The sequence below is a fragment of the Frankia sp. R43 genome (assembly GCF_001306465.1).
Taxonomy (GTDB): domain Bacteria; phylum Actinomycetota; class Actinomycetes; order Frankiales; family Frankiaceae; genus Parafrankia; species Parafrankia irregularis.
The window spans coordinates 258661-281164 of sequence record NZ_LFCW01000001.1 but is presented as its reverse complement, the minus strand read 5'-3'; the positions used below and the strand labels follow the sequence as shown (position 1 = coordinate 281164).

At 73.2% G+C, this 22504-nt stretch carries 1 protein-coding gene (cut by a window edge); it reads right to left on the bottom strand.

Translation table 11 applies throughout. The features are described 5' to 3' along the window. Positions 1–22504: the 5' portion of a hypothetical protein gene (locus ACG83_RS45195; protein WP_054564277.1), read on the bottom strand. 12668 nt of this gene lie to the left of the window's left edge; the window shows 22504 of its 35172 coding nt (coding positions 1–22504); its start codon is at positions 22502–22504; its stop codon lies off the left edge, out of view.

Sequence of the window (22504 nt, the reverse complement as noted above, 5' to 3'; positions counted from 1 at the left end):
AGTGTCGACGCGCCCAGTCGGCCGCCTTCGCCATGGGATTCTGGTCGTCGGGGTTCGGCGGCGGCGACCACAGCATCACCATTTCGATCTTCTGTGGCTCGGCCTGCCCCGCCTCGCCTTCCTGCGCCTCGCCCTGCCGCGCCTCGCCGCCTGGTCGGGGTGGCTGGCCCCAGCGTGCCGGCGTGGCCCGGATCCGGGTGATCAGCGTGGGTGTCAGCTCCGGGAGGAGCGGGCGGACGGTGCCGTCGGGGAAGGCGATCCCGAGTTGGCCGTCGGGTAGTACCGGCAGGTCCAGCACGAAGACCGAGGGCGGGTAGGGGAGCTTGCGAGCAGTGATCGGGTGCTGGTTTCCCGCGGTGGGTGAGGCCAGGCCGAAGCCGGGCATCCGGAGCAGCACGGGGGTGCCCGGTGGCCACAGTCGCCGCAGGGTGTCCGTCACCAGTGGTGGCGCGAGCCCCATCGGGCTGTACAGCACCTGCCACTGCGGGTTCTGGTTCGCGCCGCTGCGTGACAGGTAGGAGTCGCCGCCGGGGCGGGTGCCGGGGGCGATCCTGACCCGGGAGGGCGGGGCGAACACGTGCACCCCCGCGGCGGTGCCGACCCGGGCCCAGAAGTCCCGCGCCGCGGTGACCAGATCGCTGCTGGCGATGACCAGCGGCTGGCCCTTCTTCCAGCCGTGCTCGCCGAGGAAGGTCGGGACGTCCGCGGCGGGCAGGTTGAACGACGTCCCGTCGAACCGGCCGACGACGAGCATCCGCTCGCCGTCGATCTCCCGGACGATGGCGTCGCGGATCTCGAAACGGTCCGTGCGGGTGGGGATGTTCTCGGGCAGGGGGAACTGACCGCGGCCGCCGGGTTTCAGCATGGTCAGCCCGGCGGGGAGGTCGACGACCGCGGCGTCGGTGCGGCGGCGCGCCTCGCCGGCGACCGAGTTCCATCTGCTGGCGCCGCGATCCCCGGGCCGGCCCAACGCCCGCCAGGTGCCCGGCCCACCCGCGGCGGTGACGAGCCGGGGCCGGCTGCCCTGCGCCGGCCGGCCGCCGGGGCGTTGGAAGGACGGCAGGCTGTTGGGGCCCGGGACCAGGACCTCGACACTGTGGACGTCCGCGAGCCGCCGCAGTTCGGGCTCGGCGCTGCCGAGGCCCTCGGCGACCCAGATTCGCAGGTCCTGGGGGTTGCGCGTCGTCCGCCAGCCGGCGCGGACGAGGGTCGCGCCGATGTCCTTCGTGATCGCCGCGGGGTCTCCGCCGGCGGTGAGCGTGCTGGCGCCGGCGGGCCCGCTCGGCAGGATGACGTCGAAGATGCCGGAGTCCTGCCGCTGCGCCAGCCGCTGCAGGTCGGGCAGGGCCGACAGGTAGGTGCCCAGCGTCATCAGGGCCATCCCGCCGGGCCAGACCACCGGGCCGCCGATCGACGGTTTCAGCCCGCCGTCCTCGTCGGGTGCCAGCCAGGTGGGTGGGGTGACGACTGGTTCGCCGCCGCGCGGCCGGGTCCGGGGAACAGCCGAGAGCCAGCCGCGACGGCCCGGGCTGCCGGTGCCGCCTGGAGCAGTGCCGCCTGGAGCGGTGCGCAGCGCACCGCCGTCCACCCGTGGCCCGGCTCCGGGGTGGGGTGCCCAGATCTCGGTGCGCAGGGCGTCGGCGAACGATCCGAGCTGGCTCTCCAGTGCCGCCAGCCGGTCTGGGTTCGTTCCGGATGGTTCCGGCGCGACCCAGATTTGGATCGGGCCACCCCGCCAGCCGGCGGCGTCCAGCAGCTCGCGCAGGCTGCTCACGGTGAGCGCCCGCGCGCTCGGTGCGGCGTGGCCGGCCGGGACCGGCAGGATGATCTGGCCGTCCGCGCCCCGTGGCAGGAACACGGTGGTCAGGTCGGGCAGGGAGGTGAGACCGGCGGCGAGTTCGGCGGTCTCTGCCGTGAAGATCGTGCGCTGAGCGGCGTCGATGTCGACGCCAGGGTGGACCACGCGTTCCGGACCCGGCATGGAGGATCCGGGAGCCGTCGCCTCGGGAGCGGCCCCTTCGGGTGTGACGGGCGGCGCGGCGTCGGGGCCGGGAGCTGTCGGCCCGGCAGGTGGCTTCTCGGCTGTCAGGTCCCCGGGTGCGCGGACGAGTGCGTCGTACTGCTCCTCACCGTCGTGGTAGAGGTGCAGCGTCCGGCCTGGCCGCGGCATGCTGGGGGCGTTGAGCGGGACGGTGGTCAGACCATCGCCGGGCGCCGGTCTGACGAGGGTCACCGTGAGGTCGAGCGCCTTCGCCGCGAGCTCCGGCACCGGGTCGGAGAACGGTGTCCGCCACATCCGCGGTTCGGCGATCGCCGCTGCGACGAGGTCGCTCATCCGCAGGCCCAGCAGGTCGCCGCGGTCGTCGCGGTCGCTCAGCGGCTCCAGTGCGGGGTGTACCTGGAGCAGCCGGGTCCACGCGACGCCGAACGGATGGTCGACGAGCTCGGCGACGGCCATCGCCCGGAGGGCCTGCGGATCGATGTCGTCGTACGTGCCTCCGAGGACCAGTTCCAGGCGTTCGGCGCCGAGGCCCGACACCAGCTCCCCGATGATGTGCTGGTAGCTGCCGCTCTGTGGGTCGTCCAGCAGGTGCCGTGCCGCACTGCCGCCCGGCCCCGTGAGCCATTCGACGAAGGCGCCGCGCGCCTGCCCGCTGGTCGCCGCGCCGAGCGCGGAGCTGGGGAACTGGCTGCGCATGCCGGCGATCAGCGCGTTGAAGAACCGGTCGTCGTCCTGGGTGATGCGCTGCAGCTGGTAGCTGTTCCGATCCACGATCACGCCGTCGTTCCCGGCCCGTTCCACGACCGGTGGCGCGGCTTCGGACGTCCTGTTCTCAGCCTGCGGCCGGGAGCCGGTGACGGTGGTGCCGCCGTGGGCGGGGCCGGTGTCGCTCTGGGCGGGACTGGTGTCGCTCTGGGCGGAGCCGGCGCTGGGGTGGACGGCGCCGGCGGGGTGGACAGGGCCGGCGTGGCGGACGGGGCCGGCGGCGGGACCGGGCGTGACGGTTTCGGTGAGCCAGCCGAGGACCTGGCGGCGCTGCGCGGCGGAGGCGGAAGGTGTGTGGCCGTGGGCGGGTGAGCTGGTCGCCTGGGCGCCGCGGCTGCTGGTGCGGATGGTGACCAGGTCGCCGGGCAGGCCGGCGTCGGTGAGGCGGGCGGTGATGAGGATGGTGAGGACCTGCGCGGTGGCGACGGCGCGCTGGTTGCCGTTGGTGACGGCACGGCGGGGGAGGAAGGGGATGCCGTTGGCCCCGCCTTCCAGGTGCAGGGTGAGGGGTGGTTGCCCGGCGTCGGCGCGGCGGATGGCTTCGGTGGCGATCTGCTCGGCGAAGCCGGCCAGCTGCGCCCACTGGTCGGGGGTGAGGTCGGCGGCGGTGAAGGTGAGGACGCCCTCGCCGAGGTCGAGCGTGAGCTGGATCTGCTCCCAGGCCTGACGGGCGTCGCTGTGATCCCCGGGCGCGCCGCCGCCCAGCCGGCCGCGCGGCTGGGCGCGCAGCGTCGAGATCACGGTGTCGGTCAGCGTTGTGGCCGGTATCCGCAGGTTTGCCGTCAGGACCCGCAGCTCCCGGTAGGTCGTCAGGATCTCCTCGTCGCTGATCACCCGGTCGACCGGCCGGTCCCGCAGGTCGTCGCGCACCCAGCGCAGCACGTCGACCTCGATGCCACGTGCCGGCGGTACCTCGGCCTGGGGTGGGCTGTCGGTCGCGGCACTGATCAGGTCCGGGTCCTCGACCGCCGGAGCCGCCGGAAGCGCCGCCGCCGGGTTCTGTGGGGGTGGTGTGGCCAGGGCCTGCGGGAGGCCCTGGGCCTGGGGTGCGGTCTGGGGCTGGGCTGTGCTCTGGAGCTCGGCCGTGGGCTGGGGCTCGGCCGTGGGCTGGGGTGCGGGGACGGTGCCGGGGAACCGCTGGTTGATCCGGTTCTCCACCAGCCGGAGGCTGTCCTGGACAGCGGTGTACTCCGCTGTGCCGTCGTAGCTCGGCGGCGCGTCGTCCCGGAAGGCCGGGAGGGGTGTGTCCGTTCCGTGCGGCTGGAGTGCGTAGAACCGGCCCTGGCCGTCGGGCGCCGCGGTGTCCTCGAAGACGGCGACGGTGGGCAGGTCGAACACCGGGGTGGACGGTCCCGGCTGGGTCGGGTCGGTGTGGGGTGGCGCTGACGGTGCCGGCCGGGTCTCGAGCCGGCCGGTGATGGTGGGAGTGGCGCCGCCCGTGCTGGCCGGGGTGTGGATCACCAGCCGGACGCCCAGGAGATCGGCGAGAACACGCGGCAGAACGCTGCGAGACCGGTCGGCGGGGATGCTGTCGGCGTCCCGGAGGACGGTCACCTCGTCGAGCAGCGGCGAGGCCTGGCCGGGCTGGCCGTTGTGGGCGAGCGGGCCGAGGTGGTGCTGGTACAGGTCCGCGAGACCGGTGCGCAGCCCGGCGAGGAACCTCGTCGGAGCGACCGCGAGATCGTGCAGCATCTGCGTGAAATCGGAGCCGGGATGCTGCGCGGCGGCACTCGCGACGACCGCGGCCAGCAGCTCGTCCACATCGCTCGGACTCGTGTTCGCGAGACGCACCGTCCGCGCCGTCGACCCGTCCCCCAGCGTGACCAGGCTGCCCGGGCCGGGGTAGACCGGTCCGGGCGCGGCGATCTGCTCCGTGTTCAGGAGGCCGTCGAGCAGTCGCCGGACCTCGTTCTGGAAGCGGTTCAGCCGCTCGGTGTATCCGGCTTCGGCGGGGTTCCCCGGCTGTGTTCCCTCCGGGGTTCTGACCAGGAACCTGATTTCCGCCGGCAGGTTTCCGCGGTTCGCGGTCCGGCCGGCGTGGGCCGCGATGAGAAGCGCGACGACGTACGGTTCGGTGGGTACCGGAGCGCCGTCGAAGTACACGGCCATCCGGCCGTCCGGAAAGCTCCCGACGATGATCACCTGGCTGCCGGCGGCGACGGCCGCTCTGATGTGCGGGGGTGCCTGGCGGAGCGCGGTCGCACTGTCCGGCCTGGCCAGGTTGAGCGCGGTCGGCCGTCCGCCGCGGTCGGTGATGGTCTGCCGGCGGGGTAGCCGCGTGATCCTGGGCCACTGTCCGGGCGGCTGAGGCCGGACGGGGCGCACACGCACCGGCAGGTCCAGCGCGACGGCGAGCAGCGCCGGGAACGAGGTGAGGCCGAGGTCCTCCCGTGGCAGCGGCCGTGCGGTCACCAGCGCGACGGATTCCGGGGCACCGCTGTTCGGGGCACTGCTGTTCGTGGCACCGGCACCCGGGGTGGCGGGGGTGGGCATGTTCCGCCGGATGATGGCGGCGAGGGCTGGCGGGGGGATCATGACGGGTCCCCGGCCGTCGTCCAGGTGCACGGTCACGGAGTCGAGCCCGCCCTGGACGATCACCTGGAGGACGCCGGGGATCCGCCGGGGTGTCTGCGGGGCGTCACGTTCGTCGGGCGTCGGGCCGGCCAGGTCGACGGCGTAGACGCCGTGCTCGTCGGAATGGACCGTCATGAGCACGTCCGCGAACGGCTCCTCGAGCTGGTACCAGTGCGCGTAGTCGAGGCCGTCGCTGGTGAAGCCGTGGTCGAGGGGGACGAGCTGGCCGGTCAGGCTGTCCCGCACCCGGTCGATCCGCGGGGTGGTCCCGGCCGGTGACGCGGCCACGGGCACCCAGGCGACGGCCTGGATGTCGGCCAGATCGGCCACCGGGGTCGCGTCGTGGCCCACATAGATCGGCAGGCCGCCGAGCCCTTCCGAGATCTTCCGGGCGAAACCCTCCAGCCGGGCCCGCCCTTCCGGGCCGAGCATCCGGGGCGTGATCAGCCGGTACGGCGTCAGCGGGACCGCCGGGGCCGCTTTCCCCCCGCGCGCCGCGTTCGCCGGCCGGCCATGGGACCGGAGCACGCTCACGACTTCCCGAGCAGTGATCCGGACGTGGCGCTCCGACTCCCAGGAGGGCCGTCCGTCCTCGTCGGTGTGGATGACGAGCAGCGGGAGATCCGCCGGCCAGCGCAGTGCCGCGTCCCACTGCTCCACGTCCATGTTCCCGGCGGGCGAGTCCGCGCGGGCACCGAACATGTAGGAGCCGTTGTCGTAGGCGCGCGGTCCGTGGGCGTCGACCTCGTCGATCCTGGCCAGGCTGCCGTCCGACCCCACCTGGACGTAGGCCGGGAGCCCCTCCCGGCCATGTGGCATGACGACGGTGATGTCCGGTGTGTACAGCAGGCCACCCGGTGCCAGGCCGGTCAGCAGGCTGCTGCCCGGAGCCTGGCGGTAGGAGAACGGGTCGGTGCCGGGCACGATCCGGATGACCGGAACTCCGAGCAGGTCCGCGAGCGCCTCCACGTCCTGGTCGAAGGTGATGGTGGCGAGATCGCCGGGGTTCTGGTCGGCGGCCGGGGCCGGCGGCTGCGACCACAGCGCCACCGCGCCGATCGTCGCCGTCGTGCCGTCGGGCCCGGTCGTCCTGCGGATCTGGGTGCGGAGTCGGTGGGACAGGCCCGCGAAGAGCGGTCGGGCCGTGCCGTCGCTGAAGGCCAGTCCCAGCCGCCCGTCGGGCAGGACCGGGAGGTCCAGCGCGAAGACACCGTCCGGATAGGCGATGCCGCCGTCCGCCACCGGATGGTCGTTGCGGGCTGAGGCCGGTGACGCCAGACCGAAGGAGGCCATCTGGACCCAGACGGGGTCCCCCGGCGGCCACAGCCGTCCGAGCGGGTCCGTCACCAGGGGCAGTCGGGTCCCGGGTGGGCGGTACAGCAGCTGCCAGCGCGGCTTCGGGTGGACCATGTTGGGCCACAGGTGGGAGTCGCCGCCGATGATGGTCGACAGCCCGAGGCTGACTCCGGGTGGTGGCGCGTAGACGTGGGCGCCGGCGGCGGCGCCGATCCGCGCCCAGGCATTCCGGGCGGTGGAGTCCAGGCCGTTGCCGGCGATGACCAGTGGCTGGCCGGTCCAGCCGTGGGCGCCGAGGAAGGCGGGGACGTCGGCGGCGGGCAGGTCGTGGGTGGTGCCGTCGAAGCGGTGGACGACGAGTACCGCCTCGTCATCGTCGTCGAGCCGGACCTCGGCGTTGCGGATCTCGAACCGGTCGATGCGGCTGGGGACGTCGCCGGGGGTGGGGAGCGCTCCGCGCCCGCCGGGCCCCAGCATCATCAGGCCGGCGGGCAGGTTGACGACGGCGTCGTCGGTGCGACGGTGTGTCTCACCGTCGACGGACGCCCATTTGCCGGCGCCGAGTTCGCCGGGGCGCCCCAGGGCCTGCCAGGTGCCTGGTGTGCTTGTAGCCGTAGCCGTAGCCGTAGCCGCAGCAGTCGCCGGGGCCGGGGCCGCAGCAGTGGCTGGGGCCGTGGCCTGGCCCGTGACGAGGCGCGGCTGGCTGCCGCCGGTCGGCGGGCTGGTCGGATCGGGGAAGGACACCCGGCTGCCGGAGGCCGGGACCAGGATCTCGATCTGGAAGGCGTCGGCCGTCTGCCGCAGTTCGGCTCCGGCCTCCCCGATACCCCCGTCCACCAGGATCCGCAGGTCCTCGGGGGGTCGCCACCCGCCACGGATCAGAGTGCCCACGGTGCTCGCCTGCAACGGCTTGAACCGTCCGTCGGGTGTCAGCGTGCCGGCACCGAGGGGTCCGCTGGGGAGGATGACGTCGAAGATCCCGGGCTCATCCCGGACGATCATGGGCAGCGCGGGCAGGGTCGCCAGGTAGGTTTCCAGCGTCATCACCGCCATGCCGCCGGGCCAGACCACCGAGCCGCCGATCAGCGGCGTCAGGCTGCCGTCCGGATCCGGCGTCAGCCAGGTGGGCGGGGTGATGAGCGGTCGGCCGCCGCGCGGCTGAGGCTGGGGAACGGCGGAGAACCAGCTGTCCGGGCTCCCGTCGGTGCGCAGCACGCCGTTCTCCACGTGCGGCCGGGCATCGGGGCGGGGCGCCCAGATCTCCGTCCGCAGGGCTTCGGCGAACGACGCGAGCTGGTTGCGCAGCGCGGTGAGGCGGACCGGGTCCGCACCGAGCGGTTCTGGGGGAACCCAGAACTGCACCGGGCCGCCGCGCCAGCCGGCCGCGTCGAGCAGCCGGCGCAGGCCGTCCACGCCGAGAGCCTGCGGGTCCTCCGCGCCGGCCGGGGCCGGCAGGGCGATCCGGCCGTCGGCGGCCCGTGGCAGGAACACCGTGGTCACATCGGGCAGGGGTCGCAGGCTGGCGGCCCTCCTGGCGGTCGCCGCGGTGAAGACCGTGCGGTTTTCGGGACGGACCTCGACCCCGGGGTGGTCCCGGGGCGCCGGGCCGGGCGTGCTCGGGTCCGCGGATTCGTCGACGAGCGTGTCGAAGTGGTCGCCGCCGTCGTGGAACAGGTACACCGCCTGGCCCTGGCCCGACCGCGACCTGCCGGAACCGTCGGGCATGCCGGAACCGTCGAGGGTGAAGGCACTCAGGCCGCCGCCGGAAGCGGGCCTGACCAGGACGAGATCCGTGCCGAGCGCCCGAGCCACCACCATCGGGACCGGCGCGAAGAACGGCGTCCGCCACATCTCGGGCAGGCGGACCGCCAGCGCCACGAGTTCGCCCATTCCGAGGGACGCCAGGCCGCCATCGGGTCCGCCCAGCGAGGCCAGCGCCGGATGTGTCCGCAGCAGCCGCTCCCACACGGGGCCGACCGGGTCGGCGGTGAGCTCGGCGACGGCGAGGTTCCGGAGGATCTCCAGGTCGGCCCGGCCGCCCGGCGGATTCCCGAGGACGGTCATCAGACCGGCGGCGTCGAGACCGGCCACCAGTTCCCGGATGATGTCCTGGTGGGTGTCGTTGTGGGGGTCGTCCAGCATGACCCGGGTCGACAGTCCGCCGGCGCCCAGGAGCCACTCGAAGGCGGCCAGCCGGAGGTCCTTGTCCGAGAACTGCCCGAGCGGGGCACTCGGGAGCTGGCTGCGCGCACTCGCGATCAACGCCTCGACGAAGGAGCCGCCGCCGGGGACTCCCCGTTCCAGCCGGAACCCGCGACCATCCACGAGCACGCGGTCGTTCCCGGACCCGACCACGACCGGTGCTGCGGGCTGCCCGGCCCGCGCCACGGCCGGCTCGCCGGGTCCGGGTCCGTCGCCGTGGAGGAAGCCGGGCTCCTCGCCGCGAAGGATGGCGTCGACGATGCCGGCGAGGTCGTGGGTCGTGGTCCGCTCGTGCTCCGTCAGCAGGGTCAGCGGGCGGTAGACGTCGAGGATCTCCTGGTCGGTGATTGCGCGCCCGGCGGGGCGGTTCTGGAGACGGACGCGGACACCGCTGATGAGCTCGGTCTCGATGCGGGTCACCGGTTCCGGCTCGTCCGGCACCGGTGACGGTGGTGCCGCGGGCTCGTCCGCGGGCGCACGGGTGATCGCGTCGAGTTCGTCCTGCGCCGGGGGCGGCGTGACGGTGCCGGACGGTGCCGGGGGGCCGTCCGGGCTGGGCGGTGTGACCAGGCTCGGGGCTACGCCGAGAAGGTCCCGGACCTCCTCCTGGAATCGGGCGACCAGCTCGTCGTAACCGGCTTCGCGCTGTGCGCCTGCCTGGCTCTCCTCCGGTGTCCTGACCCAGAACTCGATCGCCGGCAGGGAAGGGCTCTGGTTCTGACGCTCGCTCTGGTTCTGGCTGGTCGACTCCACGATGAGGCGAGTGACGACGTCGGGAGTGGCGGGAGTGGGGACGCCGTTTACCCGAACGGCGATCCGGCCGTCCGGGAAACTGTCGACGATGACCACGTAGCCGCCGTCCCGGACCGTCCTCCTGATGTGGGCAGGTGCCTGGGCGAACGGATTCATGCTGCGGGTGGCGGTCAGGTCCAGGGCGAGTGGCCGGCCGCCCGAGCCGGTGATGACCCGCTGGTGGGGCAGCGGCTGCACCGGTCCCGTTGACTGCACCGGTCCCGTTGACTGCGGCGGTCTCGTTGGCTGCGCCGGCTCCGTTGGTTGCACCGGTCCCATTGGCTGCGGCGGCTCGTTGCGCCGCTGCGGTGTGACGAGCTCGGTCTGCGGTGCCCGGCGCTGGGGGCCGGACGGCTGCACCTCGCTGCTCGGCACGTGCCCGTTGAGGAACGGGTCGGCTCCGGTGGCGATCCGGATGACCGGGAGCCCGAGCAGGTTCGCGAGTGCCTGGACATCCCGGTCGAAGGTGGCGATGGCCGCCCGGGCCGCCCGGGCCACCCGCGCTGCCTCGGCGGAGTTCGGGGGTGCGGAGGTCGGGGGCGTGGGGTTCGGGGGCTGTGACCAGAGCATCACCGCTGTGATCGCCGGTGTCGTGCTCCCAGGCGGTGTCGTGCCGCCGGGCGACGTCCTGCCGCGGGGTGCCGGTGTGCTGTGGATCCGGGTGGCCAGTGTGGGTGCCAGCTGCGGGAAGAGCGGGCGCACCGTGCCGTCGCGGAACGACGGCTCGAAATGGTGGACGGGTGGTCCTGAATCCGTCGGATCCTCGCTGAACATCAGGCCCAGCCGGCCGTCGGGCAGCACCGGGAGGTCCAGCACGAAGACCGAGGGCGAGTAGGGAAGCTCGGGGTTTCGCAGCGGGTGCTGGTTGAGCAGCGCCGGGGTGGGTGAGGCCAGGCCGAAGGCGGCCAGGTGCAACCAGACGGGGGCGTTCGGTGGCCACAGTCGTCCGAGGGGCTCCGTCACCAGCGGTGGCGGGGAGTCGTCCGGGCTGTGGAGCACCTGCCAGCGCGGGGACCGGTTCGTCTGGGTGGGTGTCAGGAACGTGGCGCCGTTCAGGGTGGTCCTTGCCAGCCCGGCGGTGGGGGACGGCGCGAACACGTGTACCCCGGCGGCCGCGCCGATCTGGGCCCAGATCCGCCGCTGGTCGAAGGTTTCGGGAGGGTTTGTGAGGACCAGTGGTTGGCCGTTCCAGCCGTGTGCGGCGAGGAAGGTCGGGAAGTCGGCGGCGGGCAGTTCGAAGAACGACCCGTCGAAGCGGCCGACCTCGAGCGCCGTGCCGCGAGAATTCAGACTGAAGGTGTCGCCGCGGATCTCGAAGGTGTCTGGGCGGGTGGGGATGTCCTCGGGTACCGGGAACCTTCCGCGACCGCCGGGCGGGAGCAGAATCAACCCGGCGGGCAGGTGGACGACCGCGGGGTCGGTACGTCGGCGTGTCACACCGTTGACGGAGTGCCATCTGCTGGCGTCGTGGTCGTCCGCCCGGCTCAGACTCTGCCAGGTGCCCGGAGCTCCCTCGGCGGTGACGAGCCGTGGCCGCCCGCTCCCGGCGGGCGGGGCGGCGGGGCCGTGGAAGGACGGCGCACTGCCGGGAGCTGGGAACAGGACCTCGATGTTGAGCCCGTTGGCGAGTGCCCGCAGTGCGGGCTGGGTCTCCCCGAGGCCCCCGGTCACCCAGATTCGCAGGTCCTCGCCCTGATAGCCGGCCTGTCGCAGCGTGCCGAAGATGCGCTCCTCCGGGCTGCTGGGGTCCCCCTCGGGTGCAAGTGCGCCGGCGCCCGCGGAGCCGTTGGCGAAGACGACGTCGAAGATTCCGGGCTCGTGCCGTTGCGCCAGGTGCTGCAGGACGGGCAGGGCTGCCAGGTAGGCGTCGAGTGTCATCAGCGCCATGCCCTCTTGCCAGCGGACCAGGCCGTCGCCGGAGGGCGCCAGGCTCCCGTCCTGGTGGGGGGTCAGCCAGATCGCCGGGGTGACCAGTGGCTCGCGGCGGAAGCTGGGAACACTGGCGCGCCAGCTGAAGGGGCTTCCGTCGGTACGGAGCGCGCCGTTCTCCACACGTGGCTGGGCACCCGGAGCGGGTACCCAGATCTCGGTGCGCAGCGTTTCGGCGAACGATGCCAGCTGTCCGTCCAGCGCCTCCGCCCGGGTTTCTTCCCGGGTCTCTTCCGGGCCGGCTGTCTCCTCGCCGTCCGGGTTGACGTGGACTGGTTCCCCGTCCGACAGCCCCAGGTCGGCTGGATCTGTGCGGAACGATTCAGCGGTGGAGGATCCCGCAATTGAGGATCTGGCGTAGGACGATTCCGAGTACGATGATTCGGTGCTGTATGTGGATTCTGCATAGAAGGATTCCGGCGGAATCCAGAACTGCACTGGTCCGCCCTGCCAGCCAGCCATTTCCAGTAGTTCCCGCAGAGCGGTCACGGTGAGAGCCTGCGGGTTTTCTTCGGCCGGGGTGGGAAGGCCGATTCGGCCGTCGGGGTTTCGAGGCAAAAACAGGGTGGTGACGTGCGGCAGGGGGGTCAGGCCGGCGGCGAGTTCGGCGGTGTCCGCGGTGAAGACGGTGCGCTGGTCGGGGTTGATCCTGATGCGGGAGTTGTCCGGGCGCTCTGGGCCCGGCGCGGCAGGTCCGGATGCGCTGGGCTGCGCCGCCTCGGGAGCAGGCCCGGGGGCGTTCAGGTCGGCGGGTTCGTGGGTGAGGGCGCTGTAGCTGCCGCTTCCGTTGTCGAAGAGGTAGAGCCGCTGCCTCGGCCGTGGCCCGTTGGTGGGCCAGGTGATGCTGCTGGTGGTGAGGCCTCCGCCCGGCGCCGGGCTGATGAGGGTGAGGTTGACGCCGAGTGCGCCGGCCGCGACCGCGGGTACCGGCCGGAAGAACGGCGTCCGGTACCTCGGCGTCATGGCTATCGCGACGGAAACGTGTTCGCCGATCCGGTAGTGATTCACCAACAGGCTGCGGTCGGCGCCCAGGTCGTCCAGTGCCGGGGTTGTCTGGAGCAGTCGATGCCACATGTCGCTGTACGGCTCGTTGATGAGCGCGGAGACAGCGAGATCCCGCGAGGTGCTGTTCGGACCGGCCGTATTAGCCGTATTAGCCGGAGTGTCCGGCGGGAGAGCGAGAACTGTGTTCAGAGCCGCGTCGTCGAGGCCGTAGACCAGCCCCCGAACGATGTCCTGGTGGAAACTGTTCTGCGGGTCGTCCAGGGTTATCCTGGGTCTCCAGCCATCGCTTCCTCCCCGGCTGAACCAGGAGTTCAGCCACTCGCGGGCGCCGTCCTGGCTCAGCTGGCCGAGTGGGAGGTGCGGCAGCTGGCTGCGTGTGCTGGTGATCAGCGCTTCGAAGAAGGAGCCGCCGCCCGGGGCGGTGGGACGCACCCGGTACCGGGAACCGTCCACGAGGACGTGGTTGTCGCCGTTCTCCTGGGCGACCGGTGGTTCCTCGGTGTCCGGGTTCTCCGCGAGCGGCTGGACGAGGGCGTCATAGTGGCCAGCACCGTCGTGGAACAGGTACAGCGGCCGGGTTGGCGCCGGCTCGTCGAGCCCGTGGAAGGTGACCGTCCCGCCATCCGGCCCGACGAGGGTGAGGTCGATGCGGAAGGCCCGCGCCACGAGCTCCCGTACCGCGGCGATGAAGGGTGTCCGCCACAGGTCGTCGGTGCCGATCGCCAGTGCCACGACGTCGCCCATCCGCAGGCCGGTCAGGATGCTGCGGTCGCGCAGGGGGGCCAGCGCGGGGGTCACCTGGAGCAGCCGGTTCCACATGTCGCCGTGCGGTTCGGCGGTGAGCCCGGCGATCACCTGGGACCGGAGGTGGTCCGGACTGGTCTGATTGCCTGGAGTGTCGCCGAGAACCGTGGTGAGGGCGGCGTCGTCGAGACCGGCGACCAGCTCCCGAATGATGGAAACGTACTGCTGGCCGGCTGGGTCGTTCAGCGTGGCTCGCGCCGGTTCCCCGGCGGGCGAGGCGAGCCAACCGGCCAGGTCGCGCTGGAAACTCCACCGGGTCGCGTTATCGAGCGAGGAGTTCCGGAACTGGCTGCGCACGCTGGTGATCAGCGCGTGGATGAAGGAGTGGTTGTCCGGGGCGGTGGGATGTATCCGGTACCTGACGCCGTCCACGGTGATGTGACCGTCTCCGGCCTGGTCCGCGGCCGGTGATGCGGGCCCGGGTGGCGGGTTCTCGGCTTGCTGGGTGGAACCGTCTGACGGGTGCGGGCCGGGCCGGGTCCGCTCGGGTGCGGGCCGCGGCTGGCCCGGGTCGGGCTGGGGCTGGCCCGGGTCGGGCTGGGTCTGCCCTGGTTCGGGCTGGGTCTGCTCCGGGTGGCGCGGCCCTGGTTCGGGCTGGGTCTGCTCCGGGTGGCGCGGCCCTGGTTCGGGCTGGGTCTGCTCCGGGTGGCGCGGCCCGCCCTCACCGGTCTGCGGTACGTCGGTCGTCTCGGGAGTGGGGCCGGTGGTCGGCGCGGCGATGGCATCTGCCGGTTCGAGGCCGCTGGCCGGTTCGGCGGCGTTGACCGGGGCTGGGCCGGGGGCCGGGGCCTCGGTGATCCATCCGAGGACCTGGCGTCGTTCGGCCGCGGACGGGGTGGCTGCCCGACCGTTGGTGGCGTGGACGGGTGAGTGGGTGGGGCGGGCGCCGCGGCTGGTGGTGCGGATGGTGACGAGGGTGGGGGGCAGGCCCGCCGCGGTGAGGCGCGCGGCGATCAGGGGGGTGAGGATCGCGGCACTGGAGGTGGCGCGCCGGTCGCCGCTGCGGATCGCGCGGGCTGGTTGGAAGGGGCGGCCGTTCCCACCGCCTTCGAGGTCAAGGATGAAGGACGGTTCCCTGGTGTTCGCGCGGTGGATGACTTCGGTGGCGATCTGGTCGGCGAAGGCGATGAACTGTGCCCGCTGCTGCGCGCCGAGGTCGGCGAGGGTGAAGGAGTGGACGCCCTCGTCGACGTTGAGGGTGAGCCGGATCTGTTCCCACGGCCGGCGGTTGTCGCTGTGGTCGCCGGGTGCACCGGCATGGAGGAAGCCGGGTTCCTCGCCGCGGAGGCGGGCGTTGACGATAGTGGCGAACTCGGGAGCCGTCGTCCGGTGGTGTTCCGTCTGCTGGGTCAAAGGGCGGTAGACCTCGAGGATCTCCTGGTCGGTGATGCTGCGCCCGGCGGGGCGGTTCTGGAGGTGGACCCGGACCCGGCTGATCAGTTCGTTCTCGGTGGGTGTCGGCGGCACCGATTCGTCCGGCACCGGTGCCGGCGGCTCCGCGGGCTCGTCCTCGGGTGCGCGGGTGATCACGTCCGGGTCGTCCGGCGGCGGCATGACGGTGCCGAGCGCTTCGGGCCGTCCTGGGGCTGGCGTGGTGGATCCGGACCCGCCGGATGCCTGGACGAGTGCGTCGAAGCGGCCCGGTCCGCCGTGGAGGAGATAGAGCGTCTGGTCCGCCGGTGTTCCGTCGAGCCCGTGGTGCGTCTCGGACGTCAGACCGCCGACGGGTGCCGGCACGACGAGTGTGAGATCGATGCCGAGTGCACGCGCCACGAGCGCCGGTACCGGCGTGAAGAAAGGTGTCTGCCACAGCTCCGGAGTACTGATCCCGGCCGCCACCAGCTCGCTGATCGACAGGCTCACCATCTCGCCGCGCCGGTCACCCAGCGGGTCCAGCGCGGGCGACACCTCCAGCAGCCGGGTCCACGCGGCCCCGAACGGATCGTCGATCAGCTCGGCGATGAGATCCGCGGCCGCGAGCTCGTCGTCGATCGCCCGACCGGCCTCGCCGTCCGGCGAACGCTCGGCGCTGTCCGGTGAACGCTCGGCGCTGTCCGGCGGACGCCCGAGCGTGGACGCCAGACCCGCGGAGTCCAGACCGGCGACCAGCTCCCGGACGATGTCCAGGTAGATGCCGCCCTCCGGGTCGTCCAGGATCCCCGCCAGCGGACGCCCGTCGGGCCCCGGTCGCGCGAGCCAGTCCGTCAGCGCCTGCTGGACCCCCGCGCCGGTCAGCCGGCCGAGCGGAGTGTCCGGGAACTGGCTGCGCGCACTGGTGACCAGTGCGTCGACGAAGCTCGGACCATCCGGCGCGGTGGGCTCCACCTGGAACCCACGCCCGTCGACGGTCACGGCGTCGTCCCCGGAGCGTTCCACGACCGGGAGGTCTTCGGTTCCCAGGCGCACGCGCGGGCGGATGAGCGCGTCGTAGCCGCCCTGTCCGTCGCGGAAGAGGTAGAGGCTGCGGTCGGGCACCAGCCTGCCGGTGCCGTTGTGCATGGCGGCGCGCAGGTCGCCGTCGGGTCTCTGCTCGATGAGGACGAGCTCCACGCCGAGCGCGCCGGCCACGATCGCGGGCAGGGGCTCGAAGAACGGTGTCCGCGACAGCCCCGGCAGACTGGTCGCGGCCGCCACGATCTCACTGATCCGGGAACCCAGAACCCTGCCACGGAGGTCGCCGAGCGGGTCCAGCGCGGGGGAAAGCTGGAGCAGACGGTTCCAGGCGACGCCGAACGGTTCGATGGTGAGCCGGGTGGCGACGAGATCCCGCAGGACCGCCGGGTTGCCCTGACTGCCCGGCGCGCGTCCGAGGACGGCCGTCAGGCCCGCGGTGTCGAGGCCGTCCACCAGGCCCCGGACGATGCTCTGGTGCACGCTGCTCCGCGGGTCGTCCAGCGGGTGCGGCATCGGCAGCCCGGAGGGTCCCGTCCCCTGGAGCCGGTCGGTCAGGAGGCCCTGGATCTCGGTGTCCGTCATGCGGCCGAGGGCGGAGTCCGGGAACTGGCTGCGCGCGCTGGTGACCAGCGCGTCGATGAAGCCGGGGCCGTCCGGGGCCGTCCGCTCCACCAGGAACGTGTGACCGTCCATGGTCAGGCTGCCGATCCTGGGCTGCTCACCGGAGCCGCTGGCCGAACTCCGGCTGGCCCCGGACTGCTCGGATCCAGACTGCTGCGACCCGGACCCTTCTGACCCGGACCGTTCCGATCCGGGCTGTTCTGGCGGGGACTGTCCTGGGCCGCTGCTGCTGCTGGTGCTGGTGCTGGCTGTCGACGCGCCGCCGGCCGGGAACGCGCCGGTTTCGGTGAGCCAGCCGAGGACCTGCCGCTGCTCCGCCGCCGACACGGATGCCGCCGGCCCGTCGGGGGCGTGGCCCGGGGCGCGGGTGGGAAACGGGCCGCGGCTGCCGCCCTCGAAGGTCACGAGGGCGGCGGGCAGCCCGGCGTCGGCGAGGCGCGCGGCGATCAGGGGGGTGAGGATCCGGATGGTGGCGTCGGCCCGTTCGTTGCCGTCGATGTAGGCGCGGAAGATGTCGCCGGATTCGTTGCTCGCACCGCCTTCGAGGTGGACGGTGAGCGGCGGCAGCCCGTTGTCGGCCCGGTGGACGGCCTCGGCGGCGATCTGGTCGGCGAACGCGGTGAGCAGCGCCTGTTCGGCCGGGCTGAGGTCGGCGAGGGTGACGGTGAGGACGCCTTCGCCGAGGTTGAGGGTGAGCCGGATCTGTTCCCACGGCCGGCGGTCGCCGCTGTGGTCACCGGGTGCGCCGGCGGGCCGGAAACCGGGCTCCTCGCCGGCGGACAGCGGGCCCGGTTCGTCCGGCACCGGTGACGGCGGCGCCGCGGGCTCGTCCGCGGGCGCGCCGGTGATCACGTCCGGGTCGCCCGGCGACGGCGCCACGGTACTGGGCGCTTCGAGCCGTCCCGCGGCTTCGGGCTGCTCTGCGGCTTCGGGCTGATCTGGAGCTGGCGTCGCGGAGTCGGACCCGCCGGGTGCCTGGGCGGCTGCGGGGACGGGGGTGGGGACGAGCGCGCCGTAGCGGTTCCGCCCGCCGTAGAAGAGATGGAGGGTCTGGTCCGCCGGTGGTCCGTCGAGCCCGTGGTGCGTCTCTGCGGTCAGACCACCGACCGGTGCCGGCATGACGAGGGTGAGATCGACGCCGAGGGCGCGCGCCACCAGGGCCGGTACCGGGCCGAAGAACGGCGTCCGCCACAGCTCCGGAGTACTGACCGCGGCCGCCACCAGCTCGCTGATCGACAGGCCCACCATCTCCCCGCGCCGGTCACCCAGCGGCGCCAGCGCGGGCGACACCTCCAGCAGCCGGGTCCACGCGGCCCCGAAGGGATCGCCGATCAGCTCGACGATGAGATCCGCGGCCGCGAGCTCGTCATCGATCGCCCGATCGGCCTCGCCGTCCGGCGAACGCCCGGCGCTGTCCGGCGGACGCCCGAGCGCGAACGTCAGACCCGCGGAGTCCAGACCGGCCGCCAGCTCCCGGACGATGTCCAGGTAGATACCGCCCCCCGGATCGTCCAGAATCCCCGCCAGCGGACGCCCGTCGGGCCCCGGTCGCGCGAGCCAGTCCGTCAGCGCCGCCTGAACCCCCTCCTCGGTCAGCCGGCCGAGCGCGGTGTCCGGGAACTGGCTGCGTGCGCTGGCCACCAGCGCGGTGATGAAGCCGGGACCGTCCGGCGCCGCGGGTTCCACCCGGTACCCACGCCCGTCGACGAGCACGCCGTCGTTCCCGGAGGTTTGCACGACCGGTGGGGCAGCGGTCCGCGCGCTCACGGGCGCGGGGACGAGTGCGCCGTAGTGGCCCGCCCCGTCGGAGAAGAGGGGGATCGAGGCCGTTCGCGGTCCGCTGAGCGGCCTGACCACCTCGGTCGTCAGGCCTCCGCCAGGTGCCGGGCTGACGATGACGAGCTCGACGCCGAACCGCTGCGCCGCGAGGGCGGGCACCACCTCGAAGAACGGGCTCTGTCCCAGCGCCGACGTGAAGAGCGCCGCGGCCACGAGCAGGTCGATCCGGAAGTCCAGCATGTCGCCGCGGACGTGGTCCACGGGGTCCAGCGCGGGGGTTGTCTCGAGCAGCCTGACCCACGCGGCGCCGAACGGGTCGCTGATCAGCTGGGCGACGACGAGCTCCCGCAGGGCCTCCGGCTCGACGGGACTGCCGGCACCGTCCCGGCCGTCCTGGTTGCCCTGCGGGGGTCCGAGGACGGTCGTCAGGCCCGCCGGGTCGAGGCCGGCGACCAGGCCCCGGATGATGTCCTGGTGGATGCCGCTCCGCGGGTCGTTCAGCGCGTCCAGGATCGCCGGCCTGCCGGGTCCCGGCTCCTCGAGCCAGTTGATCAGGTCATCCCGGATCTCCTCGTTGGTCAGGCGGCCGAGTGGGATGGGTGGGAACAGGCCGCCGGCGCCGGTGATCAGCGAGTCGATGAAGGATCCACCGAGCGAGGACGTCCGTTTCAGCCGGTAGCGGCGGCCGTCCACGATCACGTGGTCGTCTCCGGACCATTCCGCCTCCAGGGGTGCGGGCTGCGGCTCGGGCTGCGGGCCGTCGGCCCGGTGGCCGACGTCGCCTGGTGGGCTCGCCACGGGCTGAGACGGTGTGGGCGTCTGCGTCTGCGGGCGGGCCTCGTCGTCACCGGTTCGTGGTCGTCCGGTGTCCGGCGCCGGCGCCGGCTCCGGCGCGGGGACGAGCGCGTCGTAGCGGGCCGCCCCGTTGAACAGCAGACGCAGCGTCGTCTCCGGGGTGTCGAGCCGGTTGATCGTGCGGGTGACCAGGCCTCCGCCGTACGTCGGTGAGACGAGGGCGAGTTCGGCCCCGAGCGCGCCGGCCGCGACGGACGGCACCGGCTCGAAGAGCGGGGTGTGCTCCATCCCCGGAGTGCGGATCGCCGTCGCGACGACGTCGCTCAGCCGAGCTCCCGCCAGGCTGTCGCGATCACCGACCGGCGCCAGCGCGGGAGACAGCTGCAGCAACCGGCGCCACTCGAAGCCGGCCGGATCGTTCGTGATCGCGGTGATGACGAGGGCCTCGATGTGGTCGGGATCGAGCTGACCGTCCGGTGGGCTTTCGAGGACCGTCGCGAGGGCCGCGTCGTCGAGACCGGCCAGCAGATTCCTGATGACGGGCAGACGGCTGTCACCGGTCGGTTCGTCCAGCCCGAGCCGGATCGACGCCCCCTCGGGGCCCATGAACCAGTCGGCGAGGAAGGCCCGGAACTCCGGCTCCGACATCGAGCCGAGTTGCCCCGGCCGCTGGCCCCGCAGGCTGGCGATCAGCGCGCTGATGAACGAGTCGCTGCCCGGCGCTGTGTGCTCCACCCGGTATCCGCGGCCGTCCACCGTCACGTGGTTCAGGGGTTCGGGCGGCTCGGATGACGAGCTTTCGCTCTCGTAGGCGGAGGGGCCCGGCGAGACCGCCGTGAATCGCGGCCACTCCATGGGCGGAGCAGCGTCCGCATGGTCACCGGGCGCGCCACCGGCAAGCCCGCCCGGCGGTGCGCCGCGCAGCCTGTCGGCCACCAGCGGGGCCAGCGTCCGGACCGGCGTCCGCTGGACGGCGGACTGGGCGCCGAGCTCCCGGAACGCGGTCAGGATCTCGTCGTCGGAGACGGTTCGCGGGAGCGGGTTCCGCTGGAACTCGATGTGCACCAGCCGCAGCAGGTCGCGCTCGAGGTCGTCCGGCGGGCGCGGCGGTGCCGCCGGGACGTGATCGCCGACCACCGGGGTGATCGCGTCCGGGTCCGGGGTCGGTTCCACCAACCCGTGCGGTTCGCGCGCCTCTGGCGTGCCCAGGACGGACACCGTGTCCGCGGACGGGGTCTCCACGGGAGTGATGTCCACGGGTGCGGTCGCCCGCGGTGTCGGGTCGGCGCCGCGGGCCCAGCCGCCGAGTGGCGCGGCGGGTGCCGGCGGCGGCGCGGCGGGTGCCGGGGCCGGTGCCGACGGCGGGACAGGCGCCGGAATCGCGGGCACAGCGGATGCGGACGCGGGTGCCGGTGGGGTGAGCCCTGGAACCGCGGGGGCCGGCGCGGGCACTGGCGGTACGGCCGGCGCGGGCGTGGGTGCCGGCGGTCCGTCCAGCAGGGGCACCGGCGCCGCGGGTACTGGCGGCGTCGGATTCGGGACGGGCGCGGCGGAGGTGGGGACGTCCGGCAGCGGGTTCGCGGATGGCGGTGCCGTCGGCGGCAATGGTCCGGGACGGGGATCGGGGGCACCGCCCGGTGGTTGCGCGCCGGCCGGGACGGCTGAGTCGAGCGCCCCGCCGGCAGCGGGCATCGGCTGCCCGGGTGCCGGGAGTGGCCCGGGAGGACTGGGGGAACTGGGGGGAACGGCCGGGGGTTCGGAGCCGCTCGGCGCTCCCCCGGGCGGCTGGTCGAGTGCCGGCGGCTCCAGCGGGGGCGGATCCTGGCGGGTGGTGAGACCCGGCACCGGATCGCCCTGACCGGGAGGGCTGGACGAGAGCGGCGCGTCGTTGCCGGAGGGTCCGGCGGCGGGTGCTCCAGGCGCGGGTGGCCCGGCGGCGGGTGTGCCCGCGCCGGGCTTGGCACCGTCGAAGCTGCCGGGGCCGGGTGCGGAGGCCGGCGGCGAGTCCGGGGCGGGCTGCGTGATCAGTGGCGCCGCCGGCTCGTAGTCGTCGGGGTCGGTCAGCCGGCTGATCACCGAGTCGTTCGACGCTCCGCTGTTCACGGACCAGGTGTCGGATACCCCCGAGACGACGGAGCTGGCGTCGTCGTCGAAGTCGAAGCTGGAGCTCGCGCTGGCACTGAGGTCGAGGTTGATCGGTGGAATCGTCAACGGTGGGATCGGCACCGGTGCCGGCGGCCCGCCGATCGGGGGGACCGTCGAGGCGTCGGGCTCGTCGCCGGTGGGGTGGTCCGGGCCGGCGAGGGGTGGGTGGTTGCCCTGCTCCGCGGCACCGGCCAGCGGCGCGATGACCAGCGGGGGCACGTTCACCGTGGGCGTGTCCTTCCCGCCCGCGAGACCGCCGCCGCCCCCGGGCCCGCCGTTCGAGGACGCACCGTTGTTCGAGTTGGCACCGTTGTTCGGGTTGGCGCCGTTGTTCCCGGCGGAGCCGTTGTTCGCCGACGTCCCGCCGGGGCCGTCGTCGCCGCCGGGACCGGGGGGGTCGCCGCCGTCGTCGCGACCGCCGTTGCCGTCCAGGCCGGAGACGTCCAGCTTGTTCAGCATTTCCTGGATCGCGGCGATGTTGGGATCAGCGCCGGGTCCGTGGATGCCGCGCCCGGCGGCGCGGCCGCCGCCGCGGGCGACGCTCTCCGTCGATCCCTCGGTCGTCCCGGAGATGATGTCGTCGACCATGCTCTTGCCGCTCCAGTCGCCGTCCACCATTCCGGCGGCGAAGAAGCCCCCGCCGCTTTCCAGCAGGATCGACGCCAGGGTGGAGGAGAACAGGTCGGCGAAGGGGTTCGCCGCGCCGCCGTGGACGCCCTGATTGATCAGGAGCTGGTTCCACTTGTTCATGGCGCCCTGGAGCCCCGGTACGGCGACGACGGAGGTGGCCGCTGCCGCCAGGCCATATTTGATCATGTGCCAGGTCTCGTCGCCGTCCAGATCGTCACGCTTGCCTTCGATGATCTGCCAGACCTGAGCCACGATCGACGAGCCGGGCATGAACAGCATCTGCATCGCGGTGATCTTGGCGACCGTCATGGCGAACTCCAGCGAGAGGATCCGCTGGATGAACGTGCGGGTCGCGGCGACGCGGGCGGCGGCCTCGGGACCCGCGCCGAACGCCGCCTCGATCGCCGCGATCGCGAGCTGGATCTGCATGAACAGGAACATCACGAAGCCCTGCTTGCGGGTCAGCTCCATCTGCAGGGCCTGGGCGCGCAGCATCGCCGCCGCGGCGCGCAGCAGGTTGCCGCCCTGCGGCAGCACCTTCGGCTCGTCGACGACGAACTGCGCGGTCTGGGCGACGAAGCGCCGCCCGGCCTTGCTGTCGACGGTTGTCCGCACCGCCCGGATGACCTTGAGGAGGGCCAGGGCGAGCTGGTCGACGGCGTCGGCGGCCGCGTCCAGGATGTCGGCGAGGGCCAGCATCATCCTGGTGCTGGCCCTGGGCAGCCGCATTCCGGTGAAGGCGTAGATCGCCTCGTCCATCGACTTCGACAT